General features: G+C 71.6%; 21 protein-coding genes and 1 pseudogene. 12 read left to right on the top strand and 10 right to left on the bottom strand.

All coding sequences use genetic code 11. The annotated features are described in order from the left end of the window. Positions 1–39: 39 nt before the first annotated feature. Positions 40–1,032 (bottom strand): 5-dehydro-2-deoxygluconokinase, encoded by a 993-nt coding sequence (gene iolC / locus ADL29_RS10195; RefSeq protein ID WP_053923339.1) that lies wholly within the window; start codon positions 1,030–1,032, stop codon positions 40–42. Between the two features lie 369 nt (positions 1,033–1,401). Here iolC and ADL29_RS10190 point away from each other — a divergent pair, with 369 nt between their 5' ends. Continuing rightward, positions 1,402–2,322 (top strand): sugar phosphate isomerase/epimerase family protein, encoded by a 921-nt coding sequence (locus tag ADL29_RS10190; protein ID WP_053923338.1) that lies wholly within the window; start codon positions 1,402–1,404, stop codon positions 2,320–2,322. Between the two features lie 91 nt (positions 2,323–2,413). Here the strand turns inward: ADL29_RS10190 and ADL29_RS10185 are convergent. Then, positions 2,414–3,692 (bottom strand): annotated as a pseudogene (locus ADL29_RS10185) (RNA-guided endonuclease InsQ/TnpB family protein). Positions 3,693–3,832: 140 nt separating this feature from the next. Here ADL29_RS10185 and ADL29_RS10180 point away from each other — a divergent pair. The 5 genes from ADL29_RS10180 (at position 3,833) to ADL29_RS10160 (ending at position 8,560) form a co-directional block, all read left to right on the top strand. After that, positions 3,833–4,852 carry a Gfo/Idh/MocA family protein gene (locus ADL29_RS10180; protein ID WP_053923337.1) on the top strand — a complete coding sequence of 340 codons (1,020 nt, stop codon included), beginning with the start codon at positions 3,833–3,835 and terminating at the stop codon, positions 4,850–4,852. A gap of 2 nt (positions 4,853–4,854) precedes the next feature. Further along, positions 4,855–6,264, top strand: a complete 1,410-nt coding sequence (locus ADL29_RS10175) for a sugar porter family MFS transporter (protein WP_053923336.1) — start codon at positions 4,855–4,857, stop codon at positions 6,262–6,264. A 389-nt stretch (positions 6,265–6,653) separates the two neighbouring features. Then, positions 6,654–7,037 carry a peptidoglycan-binding domain-containing protein gene (locus ADL29_RS10170; protein WP_245689271.1) on the top strand — a complete coding sequence of 128 codons (384 nt, stop codon included), beginning with the start codon at positions 6,654–6,656 and terminating at the stop codon, positions 7,035–7,037. 296 nt (positions 7,038–7,333) lie between these two features. Further along, complete coding sequence (locus tag ADL29_RS10165) at positions 7,334–7,540, top strand: helix-turn-helix transcriptional regulator (RefSeq protein ID WP_046931209.1); 207 nt, start codon at positions 7,334–7,336, stop codon at positions 7,538–7,540. Positions 7,541–7,597: 57 nt separating this feature from the next. Further along, on the top strand, positions 7,598–8,560 hold the full coding sequence (locus tag ADL29_RS10160; protein WP_078970867.1) for a 2-dehydropantoate 2-reductase: 963 nt from the start codon (positions 7,598–7,600) through the stop codon (positions 8,558–8,560). 15 nt (positions 8,561–8,575) lie between these two features. Here ADL29_RS10160 and ADL29_RS10155 read toward each other — a convergent pair whose 3' ends face one another. Then, positions 8,576–9,613 (bottom strand): LacI family DNA-binding transcriptional regulator, encoded by a 1,038-nt coding sequence (locus ADL29_RS10155; protein ID WP_053923334.1) that lies wholly within the window; start codon positions 9,611–9,613, stop codon positions 8,576–8,578. 211 nt (positions 9,614–9,824) lie between these two features. Between ADL29_RS10155 and ADL29_RS10150 the strand changes: the two genes are divergently transcribed. Both ADL29_RS10150 and ADL29_RS10145 read left to right on the top strand, forming a co-directional pair. Continuing rightward, complete coding sequence (locus ADL29_RS10150; protein ID WP_053923333.1) at positions 9,825–10,889, top strand: Gfo/Idh/MocA family protein; 1,065 nt, start codon at positions 9,825–9,827, stop codon at positions 10,887–10,889. Then, complete coding sequence (locus ADL29_RS10145; RefSeq protein WP_053923332.1) at positions 10,886–11,647, top strand: sulfite exporter TauE/SafE family protein; 762 nt, start codon at positions 10,886–10,888, stop codon at positions 11,645–11,647. Before ADL29_RS10150 ends, ADL29_RS10145 begins: the two co-directional genes overlap by 4 nt. A 29-nt stretch (positions 11,648–11,676) precedes the next feature. On the opposite strand, the gene ADL29_RS10140 is transcribed toward ADL29_RS10145, so the two are convergent. Further along, positions 11,677–12,252: a GNAT family N-acetyltransferase gene (locus ADL29_RS10140; RefSeq protein ID WP_053923331.1), complete on the bottom strand. Its 576-nt coding sequence runs from the start codon at positions 12,250–12,252 to the stop codon at positions 11,677–11,679. A 185-nt stretch (positions 12,253–12,437) separates the two neighbouring features. Continuing rightward, complete coding sequence (locus ADL29_RS10135) at positions 12,438–13,139, bottom strand: DedA family protein (RefSeq protein WP_053923330.1); 702 nt, start codon at positions 13,137–13,139, stop codon at positions 12,438–12,440. Between the two features lie 215 nt (positions 13,140–13,354). Between ADL29_RS10135 and ADL29_RS10130 the strand changes: the two genes are divergently transcribed. Then, positions 13,355–13,687 carry a heavy-metal-associated domain-containing protein gene (locus tag ADL29_RS10130; protein WP_053923329.1) on the top strand — a complete coding sequence of 111 codons (333 nt, stop codon included), beginning with the start codon at positions 13,355–13,357 and terminating at the stop codon, positions 13,685–13,687. A gap of 5 nt (positions 13,688–13,692) precedes the next feature. Then, positions 13,693–16,002, top strand: coding sequence for a heavy metal translocating P-type ATPase (locus ADL29_RS10125; RefSeq protein ID WP_053923328.1), 2,310 nt, complete (start codon positions 13,693–13,695; stop codon positions 16,000–16,002). A gap of 469 nt (positions 16,003–16,471) precedes the next feature. On the opposite strand, the gene ADL29_RS10120 is transcribed toward ADL29_RS10125, so the two are convergent. The 5 genes from ADL29_RS10120 to ADL29_RS10100 all read right to left on the bottom strand — a co-directional run bounded on the left by ADL29_RS10120 (position 16,472) and on the right by ADL29_RS10100 (position 23,602). Then, a complete protein-coding gene (locus ADL29_RS10120; RefSeq protein ID WP_046927940.1) occupies positions 16,472–17,761 on the bottom strand; it encodes a citrate synthase in 1,290 nt (429 codons plus the stop codon). Positions 17,762–17,937: 176 nt separating this feature from the next. Next, positions 17,938–20,217 (bottom strand): SF1B family DNA helicase RecD2, encoded by a 2,280-nt coding sequence (recD2, locus tag ADL29_RS10115; protein WP_425424214.1) that lies wholly within the window; start codon positions 20,215–20,217, stop codon positions 17,938–17,940. A 246-nt stretch (positions 20,218–20,463) separates the two neighbouring features. Then, positions 20,464–21,342 (bottom strand): sugar phosphate isomerase/epimerase family protein, encoded by an 879-nt coding sequence (locus tag ADL29_RS10110; RefSeq protein WP_053923327.1) that lies wholly within the window; start codon positions 21,340–21,342, stop codon positions 20,464–20,466. Then, positions 21,339–22,454, bottom strand: coding sequence for a dihydrodipicolinate synthase family protein (locus tag ADL29_RS10105; protein WP_053923326.1), 1,116 nt, complete (start codon positions 22,452–22,454; stop codon positions 21,339–21,341). Before ADL29_RS10105 ends, ADL29_RS10110 begins: the two co-directional genes overlap by 4 nt. Further along, positions 22,451–23,602 (bottom strand): Gfo/Idh/MocA family protein, encoded by a 1,152-nt coding sequence (locus tag ADL29_RS10100; RefSeq protein ID WP_053923325.1) that lies wholly within the window; start codon positions 23,600–23,602, stop codon positions 22,451–22,453. The genes ADL29_RS10105 and ADL29_RS10100 overlap by 4 nt, the downstream gene beginning before the upstream one ends. A 196-nt stretch (positions 23,603–23,798) precedes the next feature. Between ADL29_RS10100 and ADL29_RS10095 the strand changes: the two genes are divergently transcribed. Both ADL29_RS10095 and ADL29_RS10090 read left to right on the top strand, forming a co-directional pair. Continuing rightward, entirely contained in the window at positions 23,799–24,635 is an 837-nt protein-coding gene (locus tag ADL29_RS10095; protein WP_107094927.1) for a sugar phosphate isomerase/epimerase family protein, read from the top strand. Between the two features lie 194 nt (positions 24,636–24,829). After that, positions 24,830–26,671 carry a glycoside hydrolase family 3 protein gene (locus ADL29_RS10090; protein WP_053923324.1) on the top strand — a complete coding sequence of 614 codons (1,842 nt, stop codon included), beginning with the start codon at positions 24,830–24,832 and terminating at the stop codon, positions 26,669–26,671. The last annotated feature ends 70 nt before the right edge of the window (positions 26,672–26,741 follow it).

Here is a 26,741-nt window from a genome sequence, read left to right as displayed (position 1 = left end):
GAACGGGCGCGCCCCGGACGGGCCGGGCGCCCCGGGGGGCTACGTCTCCGCGAGGAAGGCCCCGACCTCATCGGCCGTGGGCATCGCGGACGAGCAGGCCAGCCGGGTGGCGACGATGGCACCGGCGGCATTGGCGTAACGCATCATCACCTCCAGGTCCCAGCCGGCCAGCAGGCCGTGACAGAGCGCGCCGCCGAAGGCGTCGCCGGCGCCCAGGCCGTTGACGACCTCGACGGGGGTGGGCGGGACCTCGGCGGTGCGGCCGTCCCGGTGAACGGCGAGCACACCCTTGGGCCCCTGTTTGATCACGGCCAGCTCCACGCCGGCTTCGAGCAGCGCCCGGGCGCAGGCCTCGGGATCCCGCAGTCCGGTCGCGACCTCGGCCTCGTCGAGGTTGCCGACCGCCACGGTGGCGTACCGCAGGGCGGCCTCGTAGTACGGACGGGCGGTGGCCATCGCCGCCGCGCCGGTCGCCCCGCCGTCCCCGGAGGCGCCGCCCTCGCCGCCCCAGAACATCGGCCGCCAGTCCAGGTCGAAGACGGTGGGGCCCGCCTTGGCGCGCGCCTCCAGAGCCGCCAGAGTGGCCGAGCGGCTGGGTTCCTCGCACAGCCCGGTACCCGTGATCCAGAAGATGCGGGCGGCGGCGATGGCCTCCAGGTCCAGCTCTTCCGGGTGAATGACCAGGTCGGGGGCCGTGGGACGGCGGTAGAAGTAGAGCGGGAAGTCGTCCGGCGGAAAGATCTCGCAGAAGGTGACGGGGGTGGGATGGGCCGCCACCGGGGTCACCCAGCGGTCATCCACGCCGAAGTCCCGCAGCGCCTGGTGGAGGTAGTCGCCGAACGGGTCACGTCCGGTCCGGCTGATCACCGCGCTGCGCCGCCCGAGCCGCGCGGCGGCAACCGCGACGTTGGTGGCGGAGCCGCCCAGGAACTTCCCGAAGGTCTCCACCTGGGCCAGCGGTACGCCGGTCTGCAGCGGATAGATGTCGACCCCGATGCGGCCCATCGTGATCAGGTCGTACGGCTCGGTCATGTGCGCCCCTTCGGGTCGGCCGGCGCGGCGGGTTGGGCGGTTCGGCTCTGAGGAAAGGTCTAACGGTGGAGATCAGACCCTGTCAACAGTTTGTCCTTACATTCTGACGTCAAAGAGCACGGGCGGCCACACCCCCGCGCCCGCCCCGAGCGGCAAAGCCCTCCCGAACAACCCACCACTCCCGGAAGAACGCAGCCCGTTCCCGAGGCGCACAGCCCCCTCACCGACAAAGTCCTTAAGTCCTTATGTCAGGACGAAGTCTTGACACTCCCCGGGCCGCCAGAGAGGCTGTGCCCCACAAGCCACCCCCGACCCCGACCACCCCAGCGCCTCCCGGTCACCGCCGACCGGCGAGAGGAGAGCCGCAGCATGTCCGCACCCCGTGCCGCCTCGCCCGTCCTGGACCGCATCCGCGTCGGTTCCGCCCCCGACTCCTGGGGCGTGTGGTTCCCCGACGACGAGCGGCAGGTCCCCTGGCAGCGCTTCCTCGACGAGGTCGCCGACGCCGGCTACGAGTGGATCGAACTCGGCCCGTACGGCTATCTGCCCACCGACCCCGCCGCCCTCCGCGACGAAACCGCCCGGCGCAACCTCCGCGTCTCGGCCGGCACCGTCTTCACGTCGCTGCACCACGGCCCGGACGTCTGGGACAAGACCTGGGCACACGTCAGCGAGGTCGCCGCCCTCGCCCAGGCGATGGACGCCAAACACCTCGTCGTCATCCCGTCCTTCTGGCGGGACGACAAGACCGCCGAGGAACTGGAGCCGCGCGAACTGACCCCCGAGCAGTGGAAGCACCTGACCACCGGCATGCAGTGGCTGGGCAAGCGGGTACAGGACGCATTCGGCCTCGACATCGTCGTGCACCCGCACGCCGACACCCACATCGACACCGAGGAACACGTCGCGCGCTTCCTGGACGGCACCGACTCCGGCCTGGTCAACCTCTGCCTGGACACCGGCCATTACGCCTACTGCGGCGGCGACAGCGTCAAGCTGATCCGCACCTACGGCGAGCGGATCGGCTACCTCCACCTCAAGCAGGTCGACCCGGACATCCTCGCGGACGTCGTGGCCAAGGGCACGCCGTTCGGCCCCGCCGTCCAGCAGGGCGTGATGTGCGAGCCGCCGCTCGGGGTGCCCGCGCTGCCGCCGGTGCTGGAGGCCGCCCAGGAGCTGAACGTCGACCTCTTCGCCATCGTCGAGCAGGACATGTATCCGTGCCCGCCCGACCAGCCCTTCCCGATCGCCGAGCGCACCCGCCGCTTCCTGCGCTCCTGCGGCGCCTGAGGCTCAGGCACATAGCTTCAGGTGCAGGCCCCGAGGCATCACACGCGCGCGCGAGACATCGAGCAGAACCGCCAAACGGCAGCATCAACGCCTAAGGATCAGGGACCACTTGACTCCTCCCCTCGTAAACGAAGGGGATTCCTGGCTCACGTCGCCTACGGCCCGGCGGGCGCGCAGATCGTACACGATCAGCACCAGCCGGGTTGAAGACCTGCCCGGACCAGCATCACACGCGCGGAGTTCTTGTCCCTGGGGGATACGGCTCCGCACGTGGTGCAGGCATAGGTTCTCTCGGAAAGAGGTAGTGCGTGCTTGGTTCTCGCTCCGCACTGTGCGCAGTCCAACGTGGTGTGCGCGGGGTGGACCAGGTGCACGATGCGCCCGTGCTTGCGGGCCATCTCCACCAGGGCCTTCTTCGTGGCACCGATGGCGGCGTCGGCCGCCTTCTTCGCCATGGTCGACTTCGCCAGGAACTTCGGCCGGAAATCCTCCACGACCATAGCGTCATGGTCGCGGACAACACGCTTGGCCCACTTGCGACCGGTGTCCTCACGCTGCCGTGCGACCTTCTTGTGCAACTTCGCCGCCCGATGTTTCGCCTCGCGGTAGCCCTTCGACCCGGCCTGCCCTCGCTTGGGCTTACGACGGGCCATCATCCGCTGGTAGCGGGCGAGCTTCTGCGCGGCCGTACGCCCGTGCTGCGGGTGGGGAAGGTCGTGGTCGTCGGACGTGGTGGTCGCGGTCTCCCGAACACCCCAGTCGATCCCGATCACCCGCCCGGTCTCCGGCAGATGCTCTGTCCGGGTGGCGACTACGAACGACGCCCACCAGTGCCCGACACTGTCCCGGTACACGCGCACGCTGGACGGCGACCCGGGCAGCTCCCGCGACCACACCACCCGCACCACGATCCCACCGGCCAAGTGCAGACGGCCGTCCTTCAGCCGGAAACCACGCCGGGTGTACTCCAGCGTCAAAAGCGCCTCGCGCTTCTTCTTGTACCGGGGCATCCCAGCCCGCTGCCGCATCGGCAACCCGGCCTTGATGTCCTTCAGCGCCTTGGCGCGAGATTTACCGAAGTCGCGGATTATCTGCTGCTGAGGAACATTCGCGCCCTCGCGCATCCACGGCGTCACCGCCCGGGCATCGGTCAGCATCTTCGCGAGCTGCACCGGCCCACACGTCGCCTTCTCGCCGGTCGCCCGGCTGTGCTGGTGGACGGCCTTGGACCTGGCGACACATTCCTTCCACACCCACCGACACCGGTCCCACTCCGCGACCAGCGCAATGCGGGCCGACGCCGACACGCGCAGACGGTAGGTGTACCGGGCATGCCCGGACTCCTGAGCCGTCTGCGTGTCTGTCCTCATGCACCTGAACCTACCGGGGAGGACTGACAGTTGATGCCTCTTGATCACTGTGGCCCGCCCTACCCGACCATCCCTGCCCTGCTCCGCAGGAGCTTCGTACCTCCCCCGGCTGAAGCCGGGGGTATCCCGAAGGAGACCACATGACTTCGTACGGAACGCTCGGCGTCGCCGTCATCGGCACCGGCCGGATGGGCGCCGACCACGTACGCCGGATCAACGAGGTGATCAGCGGTGCCCGGGTGGCCGCGGTCGTGGACCTCGACGAGGCCCGGGTCAAGACCGTCGCCGACGGGATCGACGGCTGTACCCCCTACACCGATCCGGCCGCCGCCATGGCCGACCCCGGCGTGGACGCCGTGCTGATCGCCTCACCCGGCCCGGCCCACGAGGCGGCGCTGCTCGGCGCCTTCGCCCGCGATCTGCCCGTACTGTGCGAGAAGCCGCTGACCCCGGACCCGGCCTCCGCGCTGCGGGTCCTGGAGGCGGAGCGGGCGCTGGGCCACCGCCGCGTCCAGGTGGGTTTCATGCGCCGGTACGACGCCGACTACCGCGCCCTCAAGTCCCTTCTGGACCGGGGCACTTACGGGCGTCCGCTGATGCTGCACAACAAGCACCGCAACGCCGACACCCCGCCCGGTTTCACCAACGCGATGATGATCCACGACTCCGTGGTGCATGAGATCGATGTGACCCGCTGGCTGCTGGACGAGGAGATCACGGCCGTACGGGTGCTGCGTCCGGCGCCCACCGGGAACGCGCCCGAGGGCCTCAGCGACCCGCAGCTGATCCTCTTCGAGACCGCGGGCGGCCAGGTCGTCGACACCGAACTGTTCGTCAACTGCGGCTTCGGCTACCAGGTCGGCTGCGAGGCGGTCTGCGAGGGCGGCACCGCCAGGATCGGCGACGACCACGGCGTGTTCGTCAATACGGGCGGCCGCTGGGGCGGCGCCATCACGCCCGGTTTCGTCGAGCGTTTCGAGGACGCGTACGACCGGCAGGTGCAGCACTGGGTCGACGCCACCCGGCGCGGCGAGGTCGAGGGCCCCAGCTGCTGGGACGGCTATGCGGCCGCCGCGGTGTGCGCGGCGGGCGTACGCGCCCAGGAAACCGGCGAGCGGGTGGCCGTGGAGCTGATCGAGCGTCCCGCGCTGTACCGCTGACGATGACGGCCTCCACCCGTCAGGTGGCGCCGGCCGGGCCGCTCGAGGGCGCCCCGGCCCGTCGCGCCAAGCGTTTCCTCGTCGGCATCGCTGCCATCGCCGCCCTCGGCGGCGCCCTCTTCGGCTACGACACCGGAGTCGTCTCCGGCGCCCTCCCCTTCATGGAGCGGCACTTCGGCCTCGGCTCCCTGGGCGAGGGCGTCATCACCAGCGCGTTGCTGATCGGCGCCGCCTTCGGCTCGCTGGCCGGCGGCCGGATGTCCGACTCCCTCGGGCGGCGCAACTCCCTGCTGTGGGCGGGGGCGGTGTTCATCGGCGGCGCGATAGCCGTCGCGCTCGCCCCCACGGTGCCCTTCATGGCCGCGGCCCGCTTCGTCCTCGGTCTCGCCGTCGGCAGCGCCTCGGTCATCACCCCGCTGTATCTGTCGGAGATCGCGCCGCCGCACATCCGCGGCCGGCTGGTGTCCTTCAACTCCTTGATGATCGTGAGCGGTCAGCTGCTCGCCTATCTCGTCAACGCCGTGCTGGCGCACTGGGCGGCCTGGCGCTGGATGCTGGGGCTGGCCGCGGTGCCCGCGGTGGCCCTGTTCATCGGGCTGTTCTTCCTGCCGGACACCCCGCGCTGGTACATCAGCAAGGGGCGGCCGGACGACGCGGCGGGGGTTCTTCGCCGTACGCTCCCCGCCGACGGCATCGCCGCCGAGCTGGCCCGTATCGACCACGCCCGCAGCCTGGAGGCCGACGCCCGGCGCGGCGCCTGGCAGGAACTGCGCACCCCCTGGGTACGGCGGCTCCTCCTGGTGGGCGTCGGGCTGGCGGTCGTCCAGCAGATCACCGGTGTGAATGCCGTCATCTATTTCGCCCCCAAGATCCTCGCCACGACCGGCCTGGGCACCAATACCGCGATCACCGCCACCATCGCCGTCGGCGCGATCTCGGTTGTCGCCACCGCGATCGGTATGTCGCTGATCGACCGGGTGGGCCGCCGCCCCATGCTGATCACCGGCCTGGCCGGAATGGCGCTCGCGCTCGGCCTGCTCGGCGCGGCATTCCGCCTTCCGCACTCCCCCGCCGTCAGTTTTCTCGTCCTCGGCCTGATGGTTCTCTATATGGCCTTTATGCAGGCCACGTTGAACACCGGCGTCTGGCTGCTGCTCGCCGAGATGTTTCCGCTCAGGGTCCGCGGGCTGGCCATGGGCACCGCGGTGTTCGTGATGTGGCTGGTCAATTTCTCGGTCGCCCTGGCCTTTCCGGTGCTGCTCGAGGCGGTCGGGGCCGGCACCACGTTCTGGCTGTTCGGCGCGATGTGCGTACTGTCCCTGCTGTTCTGCAGACGCTATGCACCGGAGACGAAGGGGCTGGCCCTGGAGGATCTGGAGGAGGAACTGCGGAGGGCGGCGACGGCCGGTTGAATGGTTTCCGGAGAATGGTGATTCGTTGCCAATGGCGGGGTGATTCGTTGCCAATGGCGGGGTGATTCGATGCCAGGGGCCGGGTGATTCGTTGCCTGTGGCGGTGTGGTTCGTTGCCGGTGGCGGCCCCTTTTCTCGCGGAGCGCTGATCTTTTTCTCGCGGAGCGCTGATCTTTCCCTCGGGGAACGCTGATCTTTCCCTCGGGGAACGCTGATCTTTTTCTGGCGGCGCACCGGTCCCCTTCCCCTCCGGCGAGCTGATCCTTTTGCTTACGGGGAACCGCCGCCGCCCGCATGGGCGTCGGAACAGGTGGAATCGCATCCGGCTTGCACAAGTGGATCGTTCCGACCGGATCACGATCACATCCAACGGGGGAAACGTGAACATCGTGAATGCCCGAACCATGCGTGCGGTGTGCGCCACGCGTCATACCGTGAAGCGCGCCGCCGTTCTCGCCGCGACCGCGGGTCTGGTGACCGCCGGACTGCTCACCGGTCCGGCGTCCGCGGCCGGACCCGCTGCCGCGCCGGCCGGCACCAAGGCTGCCTGTGCGTACTACAACGGCACCGCCCTCACCGTCTACGGCCAGCGCGGCGACCGCGTCTCCCAGGTGCAGTGCCTGCTGGCGAACCGCCGCTATCTCCCCTGGGGAGATGTCACGGGGTACTTCGGGACCAGGACCCTGGCCGCGGTGAAGAAGTTCCAGTCCCGCCATCATCTGACCGCCGACGGCAAGGTCGGCACGAAGACGTGGCGGGCGCTCTACGCCTGACCCGCGGCCGGTCTGCGCCTTCCGCGCCGCCTGAGGGCGGGCCGTCCCCGGCCGGAGCCGGGGACGGCCCGCCCTCCTCTTGCGCCTGTGTCACAGCCGTCCCGCCCCCGTCACGGCTGTCACAGTTACGCGGGCTTTCGGTCACAGCCGCTCGACAGCCCCTCCCTGCCGCTCACTGAGTGTCGTTGACCGGGCACAGGCTGATTGACCGTCACGCCGTACGCAGCCCTCGCCGGCTACCCGGGCCGACCCTGCACACGGCGCCAAGGAGGTGCGCAGAGATGACCGACGCAGAGATGACCGACGGAATGCTCTGGTCCTACAAGGAGATCGCCGCTCATATCCAGGTGCAGCCGGACACCGTGCGCTCGTACCGCAAGCACGGACTGCTGCCGGAGCCGGATCTGGTGGAGGGCGGCAAGCCGTACTGGTTCGCCGATACGGTCAGAGCCTGGGTGGCGCGCCGGCCCGGGCATCGGGGCCGGCGGGAGCGGGCGGACTGAACCGGCGCGGCTCCGTGGCTCGTGGGCCCCGTCCGGCGCGGGGCCTACCATCACGGGATGACCGACCCGATAGCGCACGACCCGCCGGACCCGAAGGATCCGCAGGACCCGGCACCCCCGCGGGCCGCCGCTCCCGCCCGGATCGCGGTGATCGGCGCCGGTGCGATCGGCGGCTACCTCGCCGCCCTCGCGCAGTGGGCCGGTCTCGAGGTCACCGTATGCGTCCGCAGTCCCCTGGACGCCCTCACCGTCGAGACCGGCGGTGAGGTACGCAGGGCGGCGGTGGGGTTCGCCACCGACCCGGCGCGGGTCGCGCCCGTCGACTGGGTGCTGCTGGCCACCAAGGCGCAGGACACCGCGGGCGCCGAGGGCTGGCTGCGGCGGCTGTGCGGTCCCGGCACTGCCGTCGTCGTCGTGCAGAACGGCGTCGGGCACCGTGCGCGGGTCGCCCCGTACGTCCCGGAGGGCACCGGGATCCTGCCCGCGCTGGCGTATATCTCCGCGGAACGCCTCGCCCCGGGGCGGATCCGGCATCACATCGCCAGTGAACTCCACGTGCCCGAGGGACCCTTGGCCGACGGGTTCGCCGCTGCGCTGGCGGACAGCGGGCTGACGGTGCGGCCCGTCGGCGACTTCACCACCGAAGCCTGGCGCAAGCTCTTCGTCAACCTGGCGCTCAACCCCCTCACCGCCCTTCTCCAGCAGCGGATGGGTGTCTTCGCCGACCCCGAAATGGTCGCGCTCACCCGCGATCTGCTGCGCGAGGCGGCCGTCGTGGCGCGCGCGGAAGGCGCGGACATCGGTGAGCAGGACGTCGGCAACACCCTGGAGATCTACCGGGCGATTCCGCCCGACGGCGGCTCCTCGATGCTCTTCGACCGCCTCGCGGGCCGCCCCATGGAGCACGAGTACCTCACCGGCGCGGTGGTCCGGGCCGGTGAACGGCACGGCATCGCCACCCCGTTGAACGGCATGCTGCTGACGTTGCTGCGCGCGGTCGACCGCGAGTTGCGGGCCTGAGCCCGGGGTGCGCGGCTACGGGGGCGGCGCCGCGGAGCCGCGGATCTCCAGGGAGGGCACCGCCAGCCGGCGGTCGGCGGGCCGTTCGGGGTGCGCGATGCGGTCGAGCAGGCACTGTGCGGCGCGGCGTCCGACGTCGTAACCGGCGTTGTCGACGGTGGTCAGCCACAGGTGCCGGATGCGGGCGAGATAGGTGTTGTCGCAGCCGATCAGGGAGAGGTCGCGGGGCACTTCGAGGCCCAGTTCCTGCGCCGCCGACAGCGCACCGACTGCGGAGATGTCGTTGAACGCGAAGACGGCGGTGGGGCGTTCGCGGCCCGCGGCCGACTGGCCGCCGAGCATCCGGACGGCCGCCCGGTAGCCGCCTTCCTCGGTGCCGTCGGCCGGCTCGACCGTGGCGTCCGCGCGGAGTCCGTGCTCGTGCATGGCCGCTTCGAAGCCGCGGCGGCGCAGTTCGCCGACGCTGCCCCGGCCGGCGATATGGGCGATCCGGCGGTGGCCGAGCCCGATGAGGTGTTCGGTGGCGAGCCGGGCGCCGTGCTCGTCGTCGTTGGCGACGGTGTCCACCTTCGGCAGCCGGGGGTCGTGGCTGCCCGCGACGACGGTCGGCAGTCGTTCCGCCGCCTCGGCGAGCGCGGCGGTGTCGGCGTCGGACAGGGTGCCGACCGCGACCAGGCCGTCCACCTGCAGCTCCAGGAAGGCGCGGGTGGCGTCCTCGCCGGTACGGCGGCCCAGCCGTCCGTCGGCCATCAGCATGCGCAGGCCGTGGGTGTGCAGCACGGAGTTCAGGCCGTCCAGCAGCTCGACGAACCAGGGGTTGCGCATGTCGTCGAGCAGTACGCCCACGGTGTGGGTACGGCGCGCCACCAGGCTGCGGGCGGCGGCGTTGGGCCGGTAGCCGAGCTCCTCGATGGCGTCCAGGACGGCCCGGCGCTTGGCGTCGCTGACCCGTGGCGACCCCTGCAGGACGAGGGAGACGAGGGATTTGGAGACGCCGGCGCGCTCGGCCACGCCGCGGATCGTGGGGGCACCGGCTCCCTTGGACCGTTCCATGGACCGAAATCCTTCCACCGGGGCGGGGCCTCGTCAACGCGGGGTTCGGCGCCACCCGTTTTCCCTGTGCGCAAGGGTTGACTTGCGGATGTCCGGACATGCAGGGTGCCGGGAAACGGATCGTTGGACCGTTCCAAAGTTCGTCCAACGGTGCTCGTCCAACGGTTCAGGGCCTCCCTGGGGTTCATGACCTCCCGAAAGGAACCGACGCATGAAGATCGGGCTGATCGGCACCGGGCGCATCGGCGCGTTCCACGCCGCGACCCTCCGGAACGTCCCGGGTGTCACCGGGCTCGTGGTCGCGGATGCGGACCCCGCACGCGCCGCATCGCTGGCGGAGTCGCTCGGCGTACGGGCCGCCGCGGGCATCGAGGAGATGTACGCGGACGGCCTGGACGGCGTGGTGATCACCGCCGCGACCAGCGCGCACGCCACGCTCATCCACCAGGCCCTGGACGCCGGGGTGCCGGTGTTCTGCGAGAAGCCGGTGGCGCTGGACGTGCCCGGCACCGTCGGCGTGGTGCAGCGGGCCGGGGCCGGGACGGTGCCCGTACAGATCGGTTTCCAGCGCCGCTTCGACGCGGGCTACCGCGCCGCGCGGGAGGCGCTGCGCTCCGGCGAACTGGGCTGGCTGCACACCCTGCGCGCCTGCACCAGCGACCAAACGCCGCCGCCGGCCGGCTATATCCCCACCTCCGGCGGGCTGTTCCGGGACTGCAGCATCCATGACTTCGACATCCTGCGCTGGCTGACCGGCCGCGAGGTGGTCTCGGTGTACGCGCAGGGCGCGAACCGCGGTGCGTCCTTCTTCGCCGACGGCGATGACGTCGACACCTGCGCGGCGCTGCTGCGCTTCGACGACGACACGCTGGCCACCGTCACGGCGACCCGCTACAACGGCGCGGGCCACGACGTCCGGCTGGAGGTCTGCGGCTCCGAGGGTGCCCGCTTCGTGGGCCTGGACGACCGCGCGCCGCTGCCGTCGGCGGAGCCGCAGCTGTCGTGGCAGCGGTCGGCCGTCCCGTACGCCACCTTCATGGAGCGCTTCCACGATGCGTACGTCACGGAGCTGGGCGTCTTCGTCGAGGTCGCCGCGGGCCGGGTGCCGAATCCGTGCCCGCCCGCCGAGGCGCTGGAGGCGCTGTACGTCGCCGAGGCGTGCGACCGCTCCCGCCGGACCGGTGAACCGGTCACCGTCGCGGACCTCCGCGCCACCGCCGGCGGGGGCGCGGGCGGGGCCGTCGGGAGCAACGGCGGTACGGCGCCGGGAGCGTGACCGGCCTCGGTGCCATAAGCCTGGGCACGCTGGTGCTCGCCGCGCTGCTGGTGGGGGTCTCGAAGACCGCCGTCAGCGGCGTGGGGGCGCTGAGCGTCGCGCTGTTCGCCGCCGTACTGCCCGCCAAGGAGTCCACCGGCGCGCTGCTGCCGCTGCTCCTCGTCGGCGATGTGCCGGCCGTACGCGCCTACCGCCGGCACGCCGACTGGCGCGCCCTGCTGCGGCTGTTGCCGTCGGTCGCGGCCGGCATTGTGCTCGGCGTCGCCTTCGTCGCCCGGGCCGATGACACCACCGTCCGCCGCACCATCGGCGCGCTGCTGCTGACGATGGTGCTGCATCACCTGTGGCAGCGGGCGCGGGAACGGCGCGTAACGTCACCGCACTTGCCGTCCCCGCACCCGCCGTCACCGCATCCCCGGGCGCTGCTCTTCGGTCTGGTCGCCGGTTTCGCCACCATGGTCGCCAATGCCGGCGGCCCCGCCATGTCCCTCTATCTGCTCACCTCCGGTTTCTCCGTGCTCGGGTTCCTGGGCACCGGTGCCTGGTTCTTCCTGATCGTCAACGCCGTCAAGCTGCCGTTCAGCGCCGGTCTGGGCCTGATCGCGCCCGGTGCCCTCGCCCTGGACGCCGCGCTCGCCCCCGCCGTCATCGCCGGCGCGGCCCTCGGGCGATCCTGCGTACAGCGCATCGACCAGGCGCTCTTCGCGCGGCTGGTGCTGGCCTTCACCGCCCTTTCCAGCCTCAACCTGCTGATCTGACAAGGGAGTTGACGCCCGCACCGCGGCCGTCAGCCCAGCTTCACCCGCCAGTTGTTGGCCCGCATCCGGCGCCCCTTCGGGTACTCGATCTCGCATTCCTCCCGGAAGCCGAATCCCGCCTTCCGAGCCACGGCGTTGGACGCGGCGTGCGCCACCGACGGGAAGGCGTGCAGATAGCGGTGGCGCCCCTTGACCCTGGCCACCGCTATGACCTCGCGCGCCGCGGCCGCCGCGATGCCCCGCCCCTGGAACTCGGGCAGCACACCCCAGCCCGTCTCATACGCCCGCTCGCCCCGCCAGCTGAGCTCCCAGTAGCCGACCGAACCCACCAGCGTCCCCCCGGCGCCGTCTCCCGTCGCGCCGTCCCCGCCCTCGTCCCCCACTGCGCCCCCCGTGCCGTCCCCCTCCGTCAGCACCACCCGGAACATCTGCCCCGTCCCGTCGAGCCCGAGATACCGCCCGTGCCGGGCGACCACCTGCGCCTCGGTCTCCGGGCCGCCGAGATGCTCGGTCATCTCCGGCGTGTTGAGCCGGTGCAACAGGTCGATGTCGTCCGCCGTCCACTCCTCGATCCGCACCCGGGGTGCGCCTGTTCCCCTCGTCATGCAGACCACGTTAGGACCCGCCACTGACAATCGGCCGCCACCTGGGCAGCGGGCCACCGGGCCTGGGCAAGACGGCCGACGGACTCGACGAAACCGCCGGTCAGAAGCCATTCCGCAGACCCGAGTCACCTTCCGCGAGTCCGAGTCACCTTCCGCGAGTCCGGGTCACCTTTCCGCGGTCTCAGTCACCCGGCCGGGCCCGTGTCCCCCCGGGCGGCCGTCACCTCGCCGCATCCCCCGCGGCCGTCCGCGCCGTTCCCGGACCCATTGCCTTCGCCTTCGCCCGCGGCGTTCCGCGGCCCGCCGGAGGCGGCCCCGCCGCCTCCGTCCGCCGGAACCCGCATGGCGCGGCGGCGGGCGATCCACTGGACGCCGGTGCCCGCCGCGGCGACCGCGCAGGAGACGCCGATGCCGATTCCGGCGGCGTAGAGGCGGTTGCCCGCGGCGGCGCTGCCCATGTAGCCGAGGCCGACCGAGTAGGTGGCCCACAGCACCTCGGCGGAGCCCGCGCCGATCACGTATTTGCGCAGGGGGTAGCGCAGGACTCCGGAGGCCAGCGCGCCGGCGATCCGCCCGCTGGGCAGGAACCGTACGCCGATCACGAACGGCAGGCCGTAGCGCTCGATATGGGCGAAGGTCCACTCCAGCAGTGCCCGTCGGCGGGGGCTGCGCCGCATCCAGGACCGTACGGCCCCGCCGAACCGCCGTGCCACGAGATACATCAGCACATCGCCCAGCAGTGCGCTGCCCGCGACGACCAGCAGGATCAGGGGCAGGAACGCATGACCCTCGGAGGCGAGTACTCCGGCCGTGACAAGGAGCGCGGAATTGGGGACCAGCGGTGGCAGGGTGGTGAGCACCAGCAGGCCGTAGGCGAATACGTCCATCCGGCCGCCTCCTCGGTCCGCCCTGCCCCGAGTCCGTACCCCAAGGCTGACGCGTGGCGGGGCGCACGGCAACGCGTGGCGGGCCGAGGTTGGATTGATACCCCCTAGGGGTATAAAGTGAAGGCGCAGGGAGACACCGGGCGCCATCGGCGCTTCTCCCGGCACTCCGGTTCCGTGCCGGACACGGAACACATCGGCACCACGAGGAGAGAACCATGACTGCGACGCCTGTCACCTCCGGCGCAGCCGCCCCGTCCGCCACGTCGGCGAACGGTTCCTGCTGCTCGCCCGGGGGCTCCTGCCACTCGGACGCCGGGGCCGCCGCGCAGGCCGGCGAGGTGACCACCACCTACAAGGTCACCGGCATGACCTGCGGTCACTGCGAGGGGGCCGTGTCCGCCGAGATCGACGAGATCGAGGGCGTCACCTCGGTGCAGGCGGTCGCGGCCACCGGGCTGGTGACCGTCACCTCCGCCGCCCCGCTGGACGACGAAGCCGTGCGCGCGGCCGTCGACGAGGCCGGCTACGAGCTCGTGGGCCGGGCCTGATCCGTATGTCCGGTGCCCCCGCACAGGCGCGGGTCGAGCTCGCGATCGGCGGGATGACCTGCGCCTCGTGCGCCGCACGGATCGAGAAGAAGCTCAACCGCATGGCGGGCGTCGCCGCCACCGTCAACTACGCGACGGAGAAGGCGCGGATCTCGTACGAGGACGGGGTCTCGGTCGCGGACCTGATCGCGACGGTCGAGAAGACCGGCTATACGGCCGAGCGTCCGGCGGCCCCGGAGTCCCGGCCGGCCGCAGGGGAACCTCCGGAAAAGACGCCGGAGGAGACACCGGGCGAGGACCTGGCGGCGCTCCGCCACCGGCTGGCGGTCTGTTCCGCGCTGACCGTTCCGGTGATCGTCCTGGCGATGGTGCCCGCGCTGCAGTTCACGGGCTGGCAGTGGCTGTCCCTGGCACTGGCCGCGCCGGTCGTCGTCTGGGGCGGCCTCCCCTTCCACCGCGCCGCCTGGACCAATCTGCGGCACGGCGCCGCCACTATGGACACCCTGGTCTCCCTGGGGACGCTGGCCGCCTTCGGCTGGTCGCTGTGGGCGCTGTTCTTCGGTGATGCCGGTATGCCGGGTATGCGGCACGGCTTCGATCTCACCGTCGCGTCCACGGCCGGGCCCTCGCAGATCTATCTGGAGACCGCGGCCGGAGTGACCGCCTTTCTGCTGCTGGGCCGCTATCTGGAGGCCCGCTCGAAGCGGAAGGCGGGCGCGGCGCTGCGGGCGCTGCTGGAGCTGGGCGCCAAGGACGTGACCGCGCTGCGGGGTGAGGGGGGCGAGCGCGGAGCGCTCTCCGGCCGGGGCGGTGGCCGGGCGGCGGGCGGGCACGAGGTCCGGGTGCCGGTGGCCGACCTGCGGGTCGGTGACCGGTTCGTCGTGCGGCCCGGGGAGACCATCGCCACGGACGGGCGGGTGACGGCGGGTGTGTCGGCCGTCGACGCCTCGATGCTGACCGGGGAGTCGGTGCCGGTGGAAGTGTCCCCGGGTGACGGTGTCACCGGGGCGACGGTGAACGTCTCGGGCCGCCTGGAGGTCGAGGCCACCCGGGTCGGGGGCGACACCCAGCTGGCGCGGATGGCACGGCTGGTGCAGGAGGCACAGAGCGGCAAGGCGGCGGTGCAGCGGCTGGCCGACCGGATCTCGGCGGTGTTCGTCCCGGTGGTGCTGGTGATCGCGGTGGGCACGCTGGCCGGCCGGCTGCTCGTGAGCGGGGACGCCGCGGCGTCGTTCACGGCCGCGGTGGCGGTGCTGATCATCGCCTGCCCGTGCGCGCTCGGGCTGGCCACACCGACGGCGCTGATGGTGGGCACCGGGCGCGGCGCCCAGCTGGGCATTCTGATCAAGGGGCTGGAGGTGCTGGAGTCGACCCGCCGGGTGGACACCGTCCTCCTGGACAAGACGGGGACGGTCACCAGCGGGCGGATGCGGCTCCAGGAGGCGGTGGCGGCCGACGGGGTCGCGGTGGCCGGGCTGCTGCGGCTGGCGGGGGCGCTGGAGCATGCCTCCGAGCATCCGGTGGCGCGGGCCGTCGCGGAGGGCGCACGGGAGCGGACGGGGACGCTGCCCGGCGTGACGGGCTTCGCGAACGTGCCGGGGCTGGGCGTGCGCGGCACGGTCGACGGCCATCGGGTGCTGGCGGGCCGGGCGCGGCTGGCCGAGGGCGCCGGTATCGCGCTGCCGGCCGGGCTGCGGGCGGCGCTGGCGGCGGCCGAGGCGGCGGGCCGTACGGCCGTGGTGGTGGCCTGGGACGGGGAGGCGCGCGGGGTGCTGGCGGTCGCCGATGCGGTGAAGCCCACCAGCGCCGAGGCGGTGCGGGAGCTGCGCGCGCTGGGGCTGACGCCGGTCCTGCTGACCGGTGACAACAAGGCGGTCGCGGAGGCGGTCGCGGCCGAGGTGGGCATCGACGAGGTGATCGCCGAGGTGCTGCCGGAGGACAAGGTGGCGGTCGTGGCGCGGCTGCGGGCCGGGGGCCGTACGGTCGCGATGGTCGGCGACGGCGTCAATGACGCGGCGGCGCTGGCCGCCGCCGATCTGGGGCTGGCCATGGGGACCGGCACGGACGCGGCCATCGAGGCGGGCGATCTCACGCTCGTACGGGGCGATCTGCGGGTGGCGGCGGAGGCGATCCGGCTGGCCCGTGCCACCCTCGCCACGATCAAGGGCAATCTGTTCTGGGCGTTCGGCTACAACGTGGCGGCGCTGCCGCTTGCGGCGGCCGGCCTGCTGAACCCTATGATCGCGGGCGCGGCGATGGCGTTCTCGTCCGTCTTTGTGGTCAGCAACAGCCTGAGACTGCGAACGTTCACATAGTTCTCACAACTGACACAACACCCATACGGCACGGCCTGGATCTCCAACTCGTAACCCTTGACCGGATTCGCCCTTTATGGCAAGAGACCCAGATCACACTCATGGGAACGTAACCATTGAGGGGGGTCGCGAGTCTAACCGGACAGTGCAGGCACCCCGGCGGCGCCTGCACCGCACATGCCGTGCGGGTCTTGGGGGATCTGACACGGCTACGCGTTGGCCGGGGCGACGCGCCCGGGGAGCTTGAGCGGCCCTCCCGAATGTGCGCGTCCCGGCAGATCGCGGTGCAACCCGGAACGCCCGGAAGGATCCCGTGGGGGGAATCCACCCGGGACAAGGGAAGCGCCCCGCACTCTGGACCCGTGGGGGGATCCGGAGGCGGGGCGCTTTTCGCTTCTTTTGGGGGCTCGGTTCGCCCCCTTTTTGGAGCTCGGTTCGCCAGCGCCGCCCCAGAGAGCAGGCGCGGGGGTCAGCGCTCCTCGACGGGCACGAAGTCGCGCTCGACGGCACCGGTGTAGATCTGCCGCGGGCGGCCGATACGGGAGCCGGGCTCCTTGATCATCTCGTGCCACTGGGCGATCCAGCCGGGCAGCCGGCCGAGCGCGAAGAGCACGGTGAACATCTCGGTCGGGAAGCCCATGGCCCGGTAGATCAGACCGGTGTAGAAGTCGACGTTCGGGTAGAGCTTGCGCGAGACGAAGTAGTCGTCGGAGAGCGCGTGCTCCTCCAGCTTGAGGGCGATGTCCAGCAGCTCGTCGGACTTGCCGAGCGCGGAGAGGACGTCGTGCGCCGCCGCCTTGATGATCTTCGCCCGGGGGTCGAAGTTCTTGTAGACGCGGTGCCCGAAGCCCATGAGCTTCACGCCGTCTTCCTTGTTCTTCACCTTGCGGATGAAGGAGTCGACGTCGCCGCCGTCGCGCTGGATGCCCTCCAGCATCTCCAGCACGGACTGGTTGGCGCCGCCGTGCAGCGGGCCCCACAGGGCGCTGATGCCGGCGGAGATCGAGGCGAAGAGGTTCGCCTGCGAGGAACCGACCAGGCGCACCGTGGAGGTCGAGCAGTTCTGCTCGTGGTCGGCGTGCAGGATCAGCAGCTTGTCCAGGGCGCTGACGACGACCGGGTCGAGCTCGTAGTCGGCAGCCGGCACCGAGAAGGTCATCCGCAGGAAGTTCTCGACGTAACCGAGGTCGTTGCTCGGGTAGACGACCGGGTGGCCGACCGACTTCTTGTAGGCGTACGCCGCGATCGTCGGAAGCTTGGCCAGCAGCCGGATCGTGGAAATATGGCGCTGCTGCTCGTCGAACGGGTTGTGGCTGTCCTGGTAGAACGTCGACAGCGCGCTGACGACCGACGACAGCATCGCCATCGGGTGGGCGTCGCGCGGGAAGCCGTCGTAGAAACGCTTGACGTCCTCGTGAAGCAGGGTGTGGTAGGTGATGTCCTGCTTGAAGGCCGACAGCTGGTCGACGGTGGGCAGCTCACCGTTGATCAGGAGATACGCGGTCTCGACGAACGTGCTGCGCTCTGCGAGCTGCTCGATCGGATACCCGCGGTAACGAAGAATTCCCTGTTCACCGTCGAGATAGGTGATCGCGGATTTGTATGCCGCGGTATTGCCGTAACCGGAATCCAGGGTCACCAGACCGGTCTGGGCGCGCAGCTTCGAGATGTCGAAGCCCTTGTCGCCGACCGTGCTGTCGACGACCGGGTAGCTGTATTCGCCGTCCCCGTAACGCAGTACTACAGAGTTGTCGCTCACGTCATCCCTCACCGACGTTGTGCCTCTTCTTCGAGGTGCCCTGACTGCCTATACCTTCCCCCATTTGGACCTTGGATGTGCACTCGGGGTCGGCCATAGGGCCCTATCGCGGCACTCAGTGCCGCGCTGATGTCCATCCTGCTCCCCTTCGCCCCGATTGGGAAAGAGGAGTGACATCACATGGCGGCGGCGAGCCGGTGATCGAGCGCCGTACACCGCCGACCGGCGGATACGGTGCGCACGGCCTGCCCCAGGGCCTTCCGGGAACCGACCAGCACGACCAGACGTTTTGCCCTGGTCACGGCGGTATACAGCAGATTGCGCTGCAGCATCATCCACGCTCCGGTCGTGACCGGAATCACCACCGCTGGATACTCACTACCCTGCGAGCGGTGAATCGTCACGGCATAGGCGTGTGCCAATTCGTCCAATTCATCGAAGTCGTAGGGGACCTCCTCGTCCTCGTCGGTGAGCACGGTCAGCCGCTGCTCGACGGTGTCCAGGGCGGTGACCACCCCCACCGTCCCGTTGAAGACGCCGTTGCGGCCCTTGTCATAGTTGTTTCTGATCTGGGTGACCTTGTCGCCCACCCGGAAGACCCGGCCGCCGAACCGGCGCTCGGGCAGATCGGGGCGGGCAGGGGTGACGGCCTGCTGGAGGAGGCCGTTCAGGGCACCCGCGCCGGCCGGGCCGCGGTGCATCGGGGCCAGCACCTGGACATCCCGGCGCGGGTCGAGCCCGAACTTCGCCGGGATCCGGTGCGCCGCCACGTCCACCGTCAGCCGCCCGGCCGCCTCGGTGTCCTCCTCGGCGAACAGGAAGAAGTCCTTCAGCCCCGTCGTCAGCGGCGGCACACCGGAGTTGATGCGGTGCGCGTTGGTGACCACCCCGGACTGCTGCGCCTGGCGGAAGATCCTGGTCAGCCGCACGGACGGAACAGTCCCGCCCGTCGCCCGACCACCACCCCTGTCCGACGCGCCGGGCGCGGCCCCTCCCCCGGCGAGCAGATCCCGCAGCACCTCGCCCGCGCCCACCGACGGCAGCTGGTCGACATCCCCGACCAGCAGCAGATGGGCGCCCGGCGGCACCGCCTTGACGAGTTTGTTGGCCAGCAGCAGATCCAGCATCGACGCCTCGTCGACGACCACCAGATCGGCGTCCAGCGGGCGGTCCGCGTCATAGGCGGCGTCCCCGCCGGGCTTGAGCTCCAGGAGGCGGTGGACCGTGGAGGCGTCCGCCCCGGTCAGCTCCGACAGCCGCTTGGCCGCCCGCCCGGTGGGCGCCGCCAGCACCACCTTCGCCTTCTTCGCGCGGGCCAGCTCCACCACGGAGCGCACCGTGAAGGACTTGCCGCAGCCGGGCCCGCCGGTCAGCACCGCCACCTTCTGCGTCAGCGCCAGCCGCACCGCCGCCTGCTGCTCCGGTGCCAGCTCGGCCCCCGTACGCCGCGCCAGCCACGCCAGCGCCTTGTCCCAGTCCACGTCCCCGAACGCCGGCATCCGGTCCCCGTCGCTGCGCATCAGCCGGGTCAGCCGCCCGGCCAGCGAGATCTCGGCGCGGTGGAACGGCACCAGATAGACGGCGGTGACGGGCTCCCCGTCGCTGCCGGGCACCTGCTCGCGCACCACGCCCTCGGGGTCGTCGGCCAGCTCCCCCAGGCAGTCGATGACCAGGCCGGTGTCCACCTGGAGCAGCTTGACCGCATCCGCGATCAGCCGCTCCTCGGGCAGGAAGCAGTGCCCCTGGTCCGTCGACTGCGACAGCGCGTACTGCAGGCCCGCCTTGACGCGGTCCGGACTGTCGTGCGGAATGCCCACCGCCTGCGCGATGCGGTCGGCCGTCAGGAAGCCGATGCCCCAGACATCGGCGGCGAGGCGGTAGGGCTGGTTGCGGACGACGGAGATGGAGGCGTCGCCGTACTTCTTGTAGATCCGCACCGCGATCGACGTCGAGACGCCGACGCCCTGGAGGAAGACCATCACCTCCTTGATGGCCTTCTGCTCCTCCCACGCCGCGCCGATCATCTTCGTGCGCTTGGGGCCCAGCCCCGGGACCTCGATGAGCCGCCCGGGCTCCTTCTCGATGACGTCGAGGGTGTCCGTGCCGAAGTGTTCGGTGATGCGGTCGGCGATGCGCGGGCCGATGCCCTTGATCAGGCCCGAGCCGAGATAGCGGCGGATGCCCTGGATCGTGGCCGGCAGGACGGTGGTGTAGTTCTCGACGGTGAACTGCTTGCCGTACTGCGGATGGGAGCCCCAGCGCCCCTCCATCCGCAGGGATTCCCCGGGCTGCGCCCCCAGCAGTGCGCCGACGACCGTGAGGAGATCGCCCGCGCCGCGGCCGGTGTCGACCCGCGCGACGGTGTAGCCGGTCTCCTCATTGGCGTAGGTGATCCGCTCGAGGACCCCTTCCACCACCGATCCTCTGACCACGCCCCGATCCATGCCCTGCCCCATGCCCTGACGGTACCGCCGGGGTCTGACAACGCGCCGGGGCCGGGCAGTTCCCCGGCCTGCGATCGAGGGGCCCGCCTGATGGCCGGGCCCCTCGATTCCCTCCCCTTCTCGTCGGCCTCCGGATCCCCCCGGTTCCTCCCCCGTTGAGGCCGACGCCACCTATGACCTCCGAGAGCCCTCCTCGGTTGCACTTCCGGTGAGTTATTTCTTGATTACCGCACGTGCCGCTTGTTGGTCACCTGTTGTTCACCGGACATGGGTGGCGAACCGCTCCACGATCTCGGCCAGAACCTCCGCCCCGTCCCTCGCCCACAGCGCCGGGCTGAAGATCTCCACCTCGATGGGGCCCCGGTAGCCGGCCGCGTCCACCCGCTCCCGGAACCAGCGCAGATCCACCGATCCGTCACCGAGCTGCCCGCGCCCCAGCAGGACGCCCTCGGGCAGCGGCGTGACCCAGTCGGCCAACTGGAAGGCGGCGATACGGGATCCGGCCCCGCCGGCGCCGCCCGCGCGGGCGATCCCCGCGCCGACCGTGTCGTCCCACCACAGGTGGTAGGTGTCCACCACGACCCCCACCTGGCCGGCGGGGAAGCGTTCGGCGAGGTCGAGGGCCTGGGCGAGCGTGGAGACCACACAGCGGTCCGCCGCGTACATCGGGTGCAGCGGTTCGAGCGCCAGCCGTACGCCCCGTCCGGCGGCGTACGGCGCCAGCTGGGCGAGCGCGTCGGCGATCCGCTCCCGGGCGCCGGACAGATCGCGGCTGCCGGGCGGCAGCCCGCCGGAGACCAGGACCAGGGTGCCGGTGCCGAGGACCGCGGCCTCGTCGATCGCGGCCCGGTTGTCCTCCAGGGCCGCCGCGCGCTCCCCGGGATCCTCGGCGGTGAAGAAGCCGCCCCGGCACAGGCTGGTGACCTCCAGCCCGGCGTCCCGTACGAGACGGGCCGCCGCCGCCACCCCGTAGTCCCGCACCGGCGCGCGCCACAGGCCCACGCCCCGTACGCCCGCCCGCGCGCACCCGTCCGCCAGCTCCGGAAGGGACCACTGCCGGACGGTCTCCTGATTGAGGCTCAGACGGGAGAGGACGCCGTCGCCCCCGTCGCCGTCGCCCGGGCCGCCGTCGCTCATGTCGCCGCCCTCTCCGTCTTCTCTGTCCTCTCCGCCCCGTACACCGCAAGCAGCCTGCCCATCCGGGCGGCGGCGAGCTCCCGGTCCGGGAACAGGCCGAGCCCGTCGGCCAGTTGGTAGGCACGCCGCAGATGCGGCAGCGAGCGGGCCGACTGGAGGCCCCCGACCATGGTGAAGTGCGACTGGTGGCCGGCGAGCCAGGCCAGCAGGACGACGCCGGTCTTGTAGTAGCGGGTGGGCGCCCGGAAGAGGTGCCGGGAGAGGGCGACGGTCGGGTCCAGGGCGGCACGGAAGCCCTCCCGGTCGCCCTCGTCCAGGAGGCGTACGGCCGCGGCGGCCAGCGGGGCCAGCGGGTCGAAGACGCCCAGCAGCGCATCGCTGTGGCCGTGGTCGTCACCCGCGATCAGCTCGGGGTAGTGGAAGTCGTCGCCGGTGTAACAGCGCACGGCGCCGGGAAGCCGCCGGCGCAGCCGGATCTCCCGCCCCGCGTCCAGGAGGGAGACCTTGACGCCGTCCACCTTGTGGGGACGGCCGGCGATGATGCGCACCAGGGTGTCCGTGGCGGTGTCGAGGTCCGTACTGCCCCAGTAGCCCTCCAGCGCCGGGTCGAACATCGGGCCCAGCCAGTGGAGGACGACCGGTCCGGCGGCCTGGCGCAGCAGGTGGCCGTAGAGGTCCAGATAGTCGTCGGGCCCGGTGGCGGCCGCGGCGAGCTGCCGGGACGCCATCAGGACCGGGCGGCCGCCGGCGTTCTCGACCAGCTCGAGCTGTTCCTCGTACGCGGCCCGCACCTGCGCCAGCGAGGCGCCGTGGGGCGGGAGTTGGTCGGTGCCGACGCCGCAGGCCAGCAGGCCGCCCACGGCGTGTGCCTCGGCGGCGGAGCGGCGGATCAGCTCGGCGGCGGCCGGCCAGTCCAGGCCCATGCCGCGCTGCGCGGTGTCCATCGCCTCGGCCACGCCCAGGCCGTGCGACCAGAGGTGGTGGCGGAAGGCGAGGGTGGCGTCCCAGTCGAGGGCGGCGGGGCCGTCGGGCGTGGTGTCGGCGTACGGGTCGGGGACCACATGGGCGGCGGCGAAGACCGTACGGGAGCGGGGCCGCACGGCGGCGGTCAAAGGGTCAGCTCCGGAACGTCCAGACGGCGGCCCTCGGCCGACGACTTCAGGCCGAGCCCGGCGAGCTGGACGCCCCGGGCGCCGGCCGCCAGATCCCAGTGCCAGGGCTCGTCGCGGACGACATGGCGCAGGAACAGCTCCCACTGCGCCTTGAAGGCGTTGCCGAACTCGTCGTTGTCCGGCACCTCCTGCCACTGCTCGCGGAACCGTCCGTCCGCCGGGATGTCCGGATCCCATACCGGCCTGGGGGTGGCGGAGCGGTGCTGGACCCGGCAGCCGCGCAGCCCGGCGACGGCCGAGCCCTCGGTGCCGTCCACCTGGAACTCCAGCAGCTCCTCGCGGTGCACCCGCACCGCCCAGGAGGAGTTGATCTGCGCGACGATCCCGCCGGCCAGCTCGAAGACGGCGTACGCGGCGTCGTCGGCGGTGACCTCGTACGGCGTGCCGGACTCGTCCCAGCGGCGCGGGATATGCGTGGTGAAATGCGCCTGTACGGACCTGACCGGCCCGAACAGCTCGTGCAGGACGTACTCCCAGTGCGGGAACATATCGGCCGCGATGCCGCCGCCGTCCTCGGCGCGGTAGTTCCAGGAGGGGCGCTGGGCCGGCTGCCAGTCGCCCTCGAAGACCCAGTAGCCGAACTCGCCCCGTACGGACAGGATGCGGCCGAAGAAACCGCCCTCGGCCAGGCGGCGGAGCTTGCGCAGTCCGGGCAGGAAGAGCTTGTCCTGGACGACGCCGTGTTTGACGCCGGCGTCGCGCGCCGCCCTGGCCAGCTCCAGGGCGCCGGACAGCCCGGTGGCGGTGGGCTTTTCGACGTACAGATGCTTTCCGGCGGCGATCGCCTTCTTCACCGCCTCCTCGCGGGCGGCGGTGATCTGTGCGTCGAAGTAGACGTCGATGCTGTCGTCGGCCAGTACGGCGTCGAGGTCGGTGCTCCATTCCCGCAGGCCGTACCGTTCGGCCAGGGCCCGCAGCCTGGGCGCGGAGCGGCCGACGAGGACGGGTTCGGGCATGATCACCGTCCCGTCCCCGAGGCCGATGCCGCCCTGTTCCCGCAGGGCGAGGAGGGAGCGGACCAGATGCTGGCGGTGGCCCATGCGTCCGGTCACGCCGTTCATGGCGATGCGTACGGTCGTGTGCGTCACGGTCCGGCCTCTCTCGCGCGGTGCGGGACGGGAGTCGCGATCCCTTGTCCAGGGGCAGCCCCTGCTTGAGCCGGAGGTTAGTTTTCCCTCGGTGCGCAGCCGTGATGCGACACCGCCCGCTGCGTGGCGCGCGGTTGCCGGTGGCTGTCGGTGGCCCGCGTTAGCGTGGTCGCATGAGGGGTGGCAGGGGAAGCGCATGAGCGGTACGGACACTGCGGTGCGGTTCGCGTTCTCGACGCTGGGGGTGCCGGGGCTGCCGGTGGCGGAGGTGCTGCGGCTGGCCACCGGGGCCGGGTATCAGGGCGTCGAGCTGCGCGCGCATCCCGAGGAACCGGTGCATCCGCTGACCGGGCTGCGCGAACGGGCCGCGGTGCGGGGGCGGTTCGCGGATGCCGGTGTGGAGATCCTGGCCGTCGCCGGATATCCGAAGGTCGCCGCGGCGCGGGACGCGGCGGGTGAGGAGGAGCTGGCACAGGAGCTGGCCGAACTGGTGTTCCTCGCCGCCGATCTGGGGGCGCCGTACGTCCGGGTCTTTCCCGGTGGCGGCGGCCGTCCGGCGGAGGCCGCGGAGGCGGATGCCGCGCGGCGGCTGGCCGCGGTGGCGCCGCTCGCCGCCGAACGGGGCGTGCGCGTCCTGCTGGAGACCCATGACTCGCACCGCACGGGCGCGGCCGCGGCCCGCATCCTGGACCGCGTGGGACACCCCGCGGCCGGCGCGCTGTGGGACGTGCTGCACAGCTGGCTCGGCGGCGAGCGGCCCGCCGCGACCCATGCCGCGCTGGCCCCGCATCTGGGCTATGTCCAGGTCAAGGACGTCGCCTCGGCCGGGGACACCGCTCCGCTGCCGCTCGGCGCGGGCCGGCTGCCGCTCGCGGACGTCCTGGCCGCGCTCGGGGACGGCGCGGGCCCCGGCGGCTGGCTCTGCTGGGAGTACGAGAAGCGCTGGTACCCCGAGGCGGCCGGGCTCCCCGCCCTGCTGGCTCCGGGCCGCGCCCACCTCGAGCGCCTCCTCGGCGCCGCACCGGCTCCCTGAGCGGGTCTCCCCGGGCCCGCCCGTCACCCGTCCGGGCGCCGCCCGTCCGTACCCCTCGGGCATGCCCCGCCGCCCCGCAAACCCTGGGCGCCACCACATTCCCAGTACATTGACCGGCAATGGTTTTCCGGCTATCCGTGTCTCCTTGGACGTTTCCTTCACTTCGCCGAGGAAGCCCTCCGGAAGGAGCGCACATGCACTCCCGACGTACCGTCCTGACCACCGCCGCGGCCACCGCGGCCGCCGCCTGTGCCACCGGCGCCGCCCCCGCCGGGGCCGCCGCCGCACCCCGGCCGCCCGTCCCCGGCCCGGCCGGGTCCACCGAGGCCGCCGAGGCCCGGCTGCGCCGGATCATCTCCCGTATGACGCCGGAGGAAAAGGTCGGCCAGCTCTTCGTGATGCGCGTCTACGGGCATTCCGCGACCGATCCCGACCCGGCCGATGCCGCCGCCAACCAGCAGGAGATCGGAGTTGCCAACGCCGCCGAACTCATCGGCAAGTACCACGTCGGCGGCATCATCTACTTCGGCTGGGCGCACAACACCCGTGAGCCGCACCAGATCGCCGACCTCTCCAACGGCATCCAGAAGGCCGCCGCCGCCCAGCGCGTGCCCGTACCGCTGCTGATCTCCACGGACCAGGAACACGGGATAGTGGCCCGGATCGGCGCGCCCGCCACGCTCTTTCCCGGGGCGATGGCGCTGGGTGCGGCGGGCTCCCGCGACGACGCCCGTACGGCCGCCCGGATCGCCGGCGAGGAGCTGTATGCGATGGGCATCCGGCAGGACTACGCGCCGGACGCGGACGTCAATGTGAACGCGGCCAACCCGGTCATCGGCGTACGGTCCTTCGGCGCCGACCCGCAGGCGGTGGCGCGGCTGGTCACCGCGCAGGTGAAGGGCTATCAGGACGCCGGGGTCGCGGCCTGCGCCAAGCACTTCCCCGGGCACGGCGACACCGACACCGACAGCCATGTCGGGCTGCCGTACATCCACCACACCCAGGAGCAGTGGGAGCGGCTGGACGCGCCGCCGTTCCAGGCCGCGATCGCCGCCGGCATCGATTCGATCATGACGGCGCATATCGTCGTCCCCGCCTTCGACGCGAGCGAGGACCCGGCGACGCTCTCCCGCCCGATCATGACCGGCATCCTGCGCGAACGCCTCGGCTACACCGGCGTGGTGGTGACGGATTCGCTCGGCATGGAGGGCGTACGGGTGAAGTACGGCGACGCCCGCGCCCCGGTTCTGGCCCTCAAGGCCGGTGTCGACCAGCTCCTGAACCCGCCGGACCTCTCCGTCGCGCACGGCGCCGTCCTCAAGGCGCTGCAGGAGGGCGAGCTGTCCTGGCCCGACATCGATGCGAAGCTGCTGCGCATCCTGCTGCTGAAGGAGCGGCGCGGGCTGTTCGCCGACCCGTACACCACGCACGAGGAGGTGGACCGGGTCGTCGGGATACAGCGTCATCTCCGGTCCGCGGACCGTATCGCGGACCGCACCACCACCCTGCTGCGCAATGCGGGCGGCATGCTGCCGCTGTCCCGGCTCCGGGAGAACAAGGTGCTGGTGACGGGCGTGGACGCGGCCTCTCCGACGGGCACCGGCGGCCCGCCGACGACCGTGCTGGCGCACGCCTTCGGGGAGCTGGGCTTCGCCGCCACCGCGCTCTCCACGGGCCTGGCGCCGACGCAGACGCTGATCGACCAGGCGGTGGCGGCGCTGCGCGAACGGGATGCGGCCGTGGTGACCACGTACAACGTCACCGCGGACTCGCCCCAGCGGCAGCTGGTCGACGCGCTGCTGGCCACCGGGAAGCCGGTGGTGCAGCTGGCGGTCCGCAATCCGTACGACATCGCGCAGCTGGACGGCGTCAAGGCGGCCCTGGCGAGCTATTCGTGGACGGATGTGGAACTGCGGGCCGCGGCGCGGGTGATCGCCGGGCGGCAGAAGCCGTCGGGCCGGCTGCCGGTGCCGGTGATGCGGGCGGATGCGCCGGATACGGCGCTGTATCCGATAGGGCACGGGCTGAGGTACTGACGGCCGCCGACGGCGCGCTCCCCGTGCGGGGAGCGCGCCGTTTCCGTACCCCGGTATCCCGGTATTTCCT

The sequence above is a fragment of the Streptomyces chattanoogensis genome, assembly GCF_001294335.1.
Classification (GTDB): Bacteria; Actinomycetota; Actinomycetes; order Streptomycetales; family Streptomycetaceae; genus Streptomyces; species Streptomyces chattanoogensis.
The sequence above is the reverse complement of the archived record's forward strand: the minus strand, read 5'-3'. Positions and strand labels throughout refer to the sequence as shown.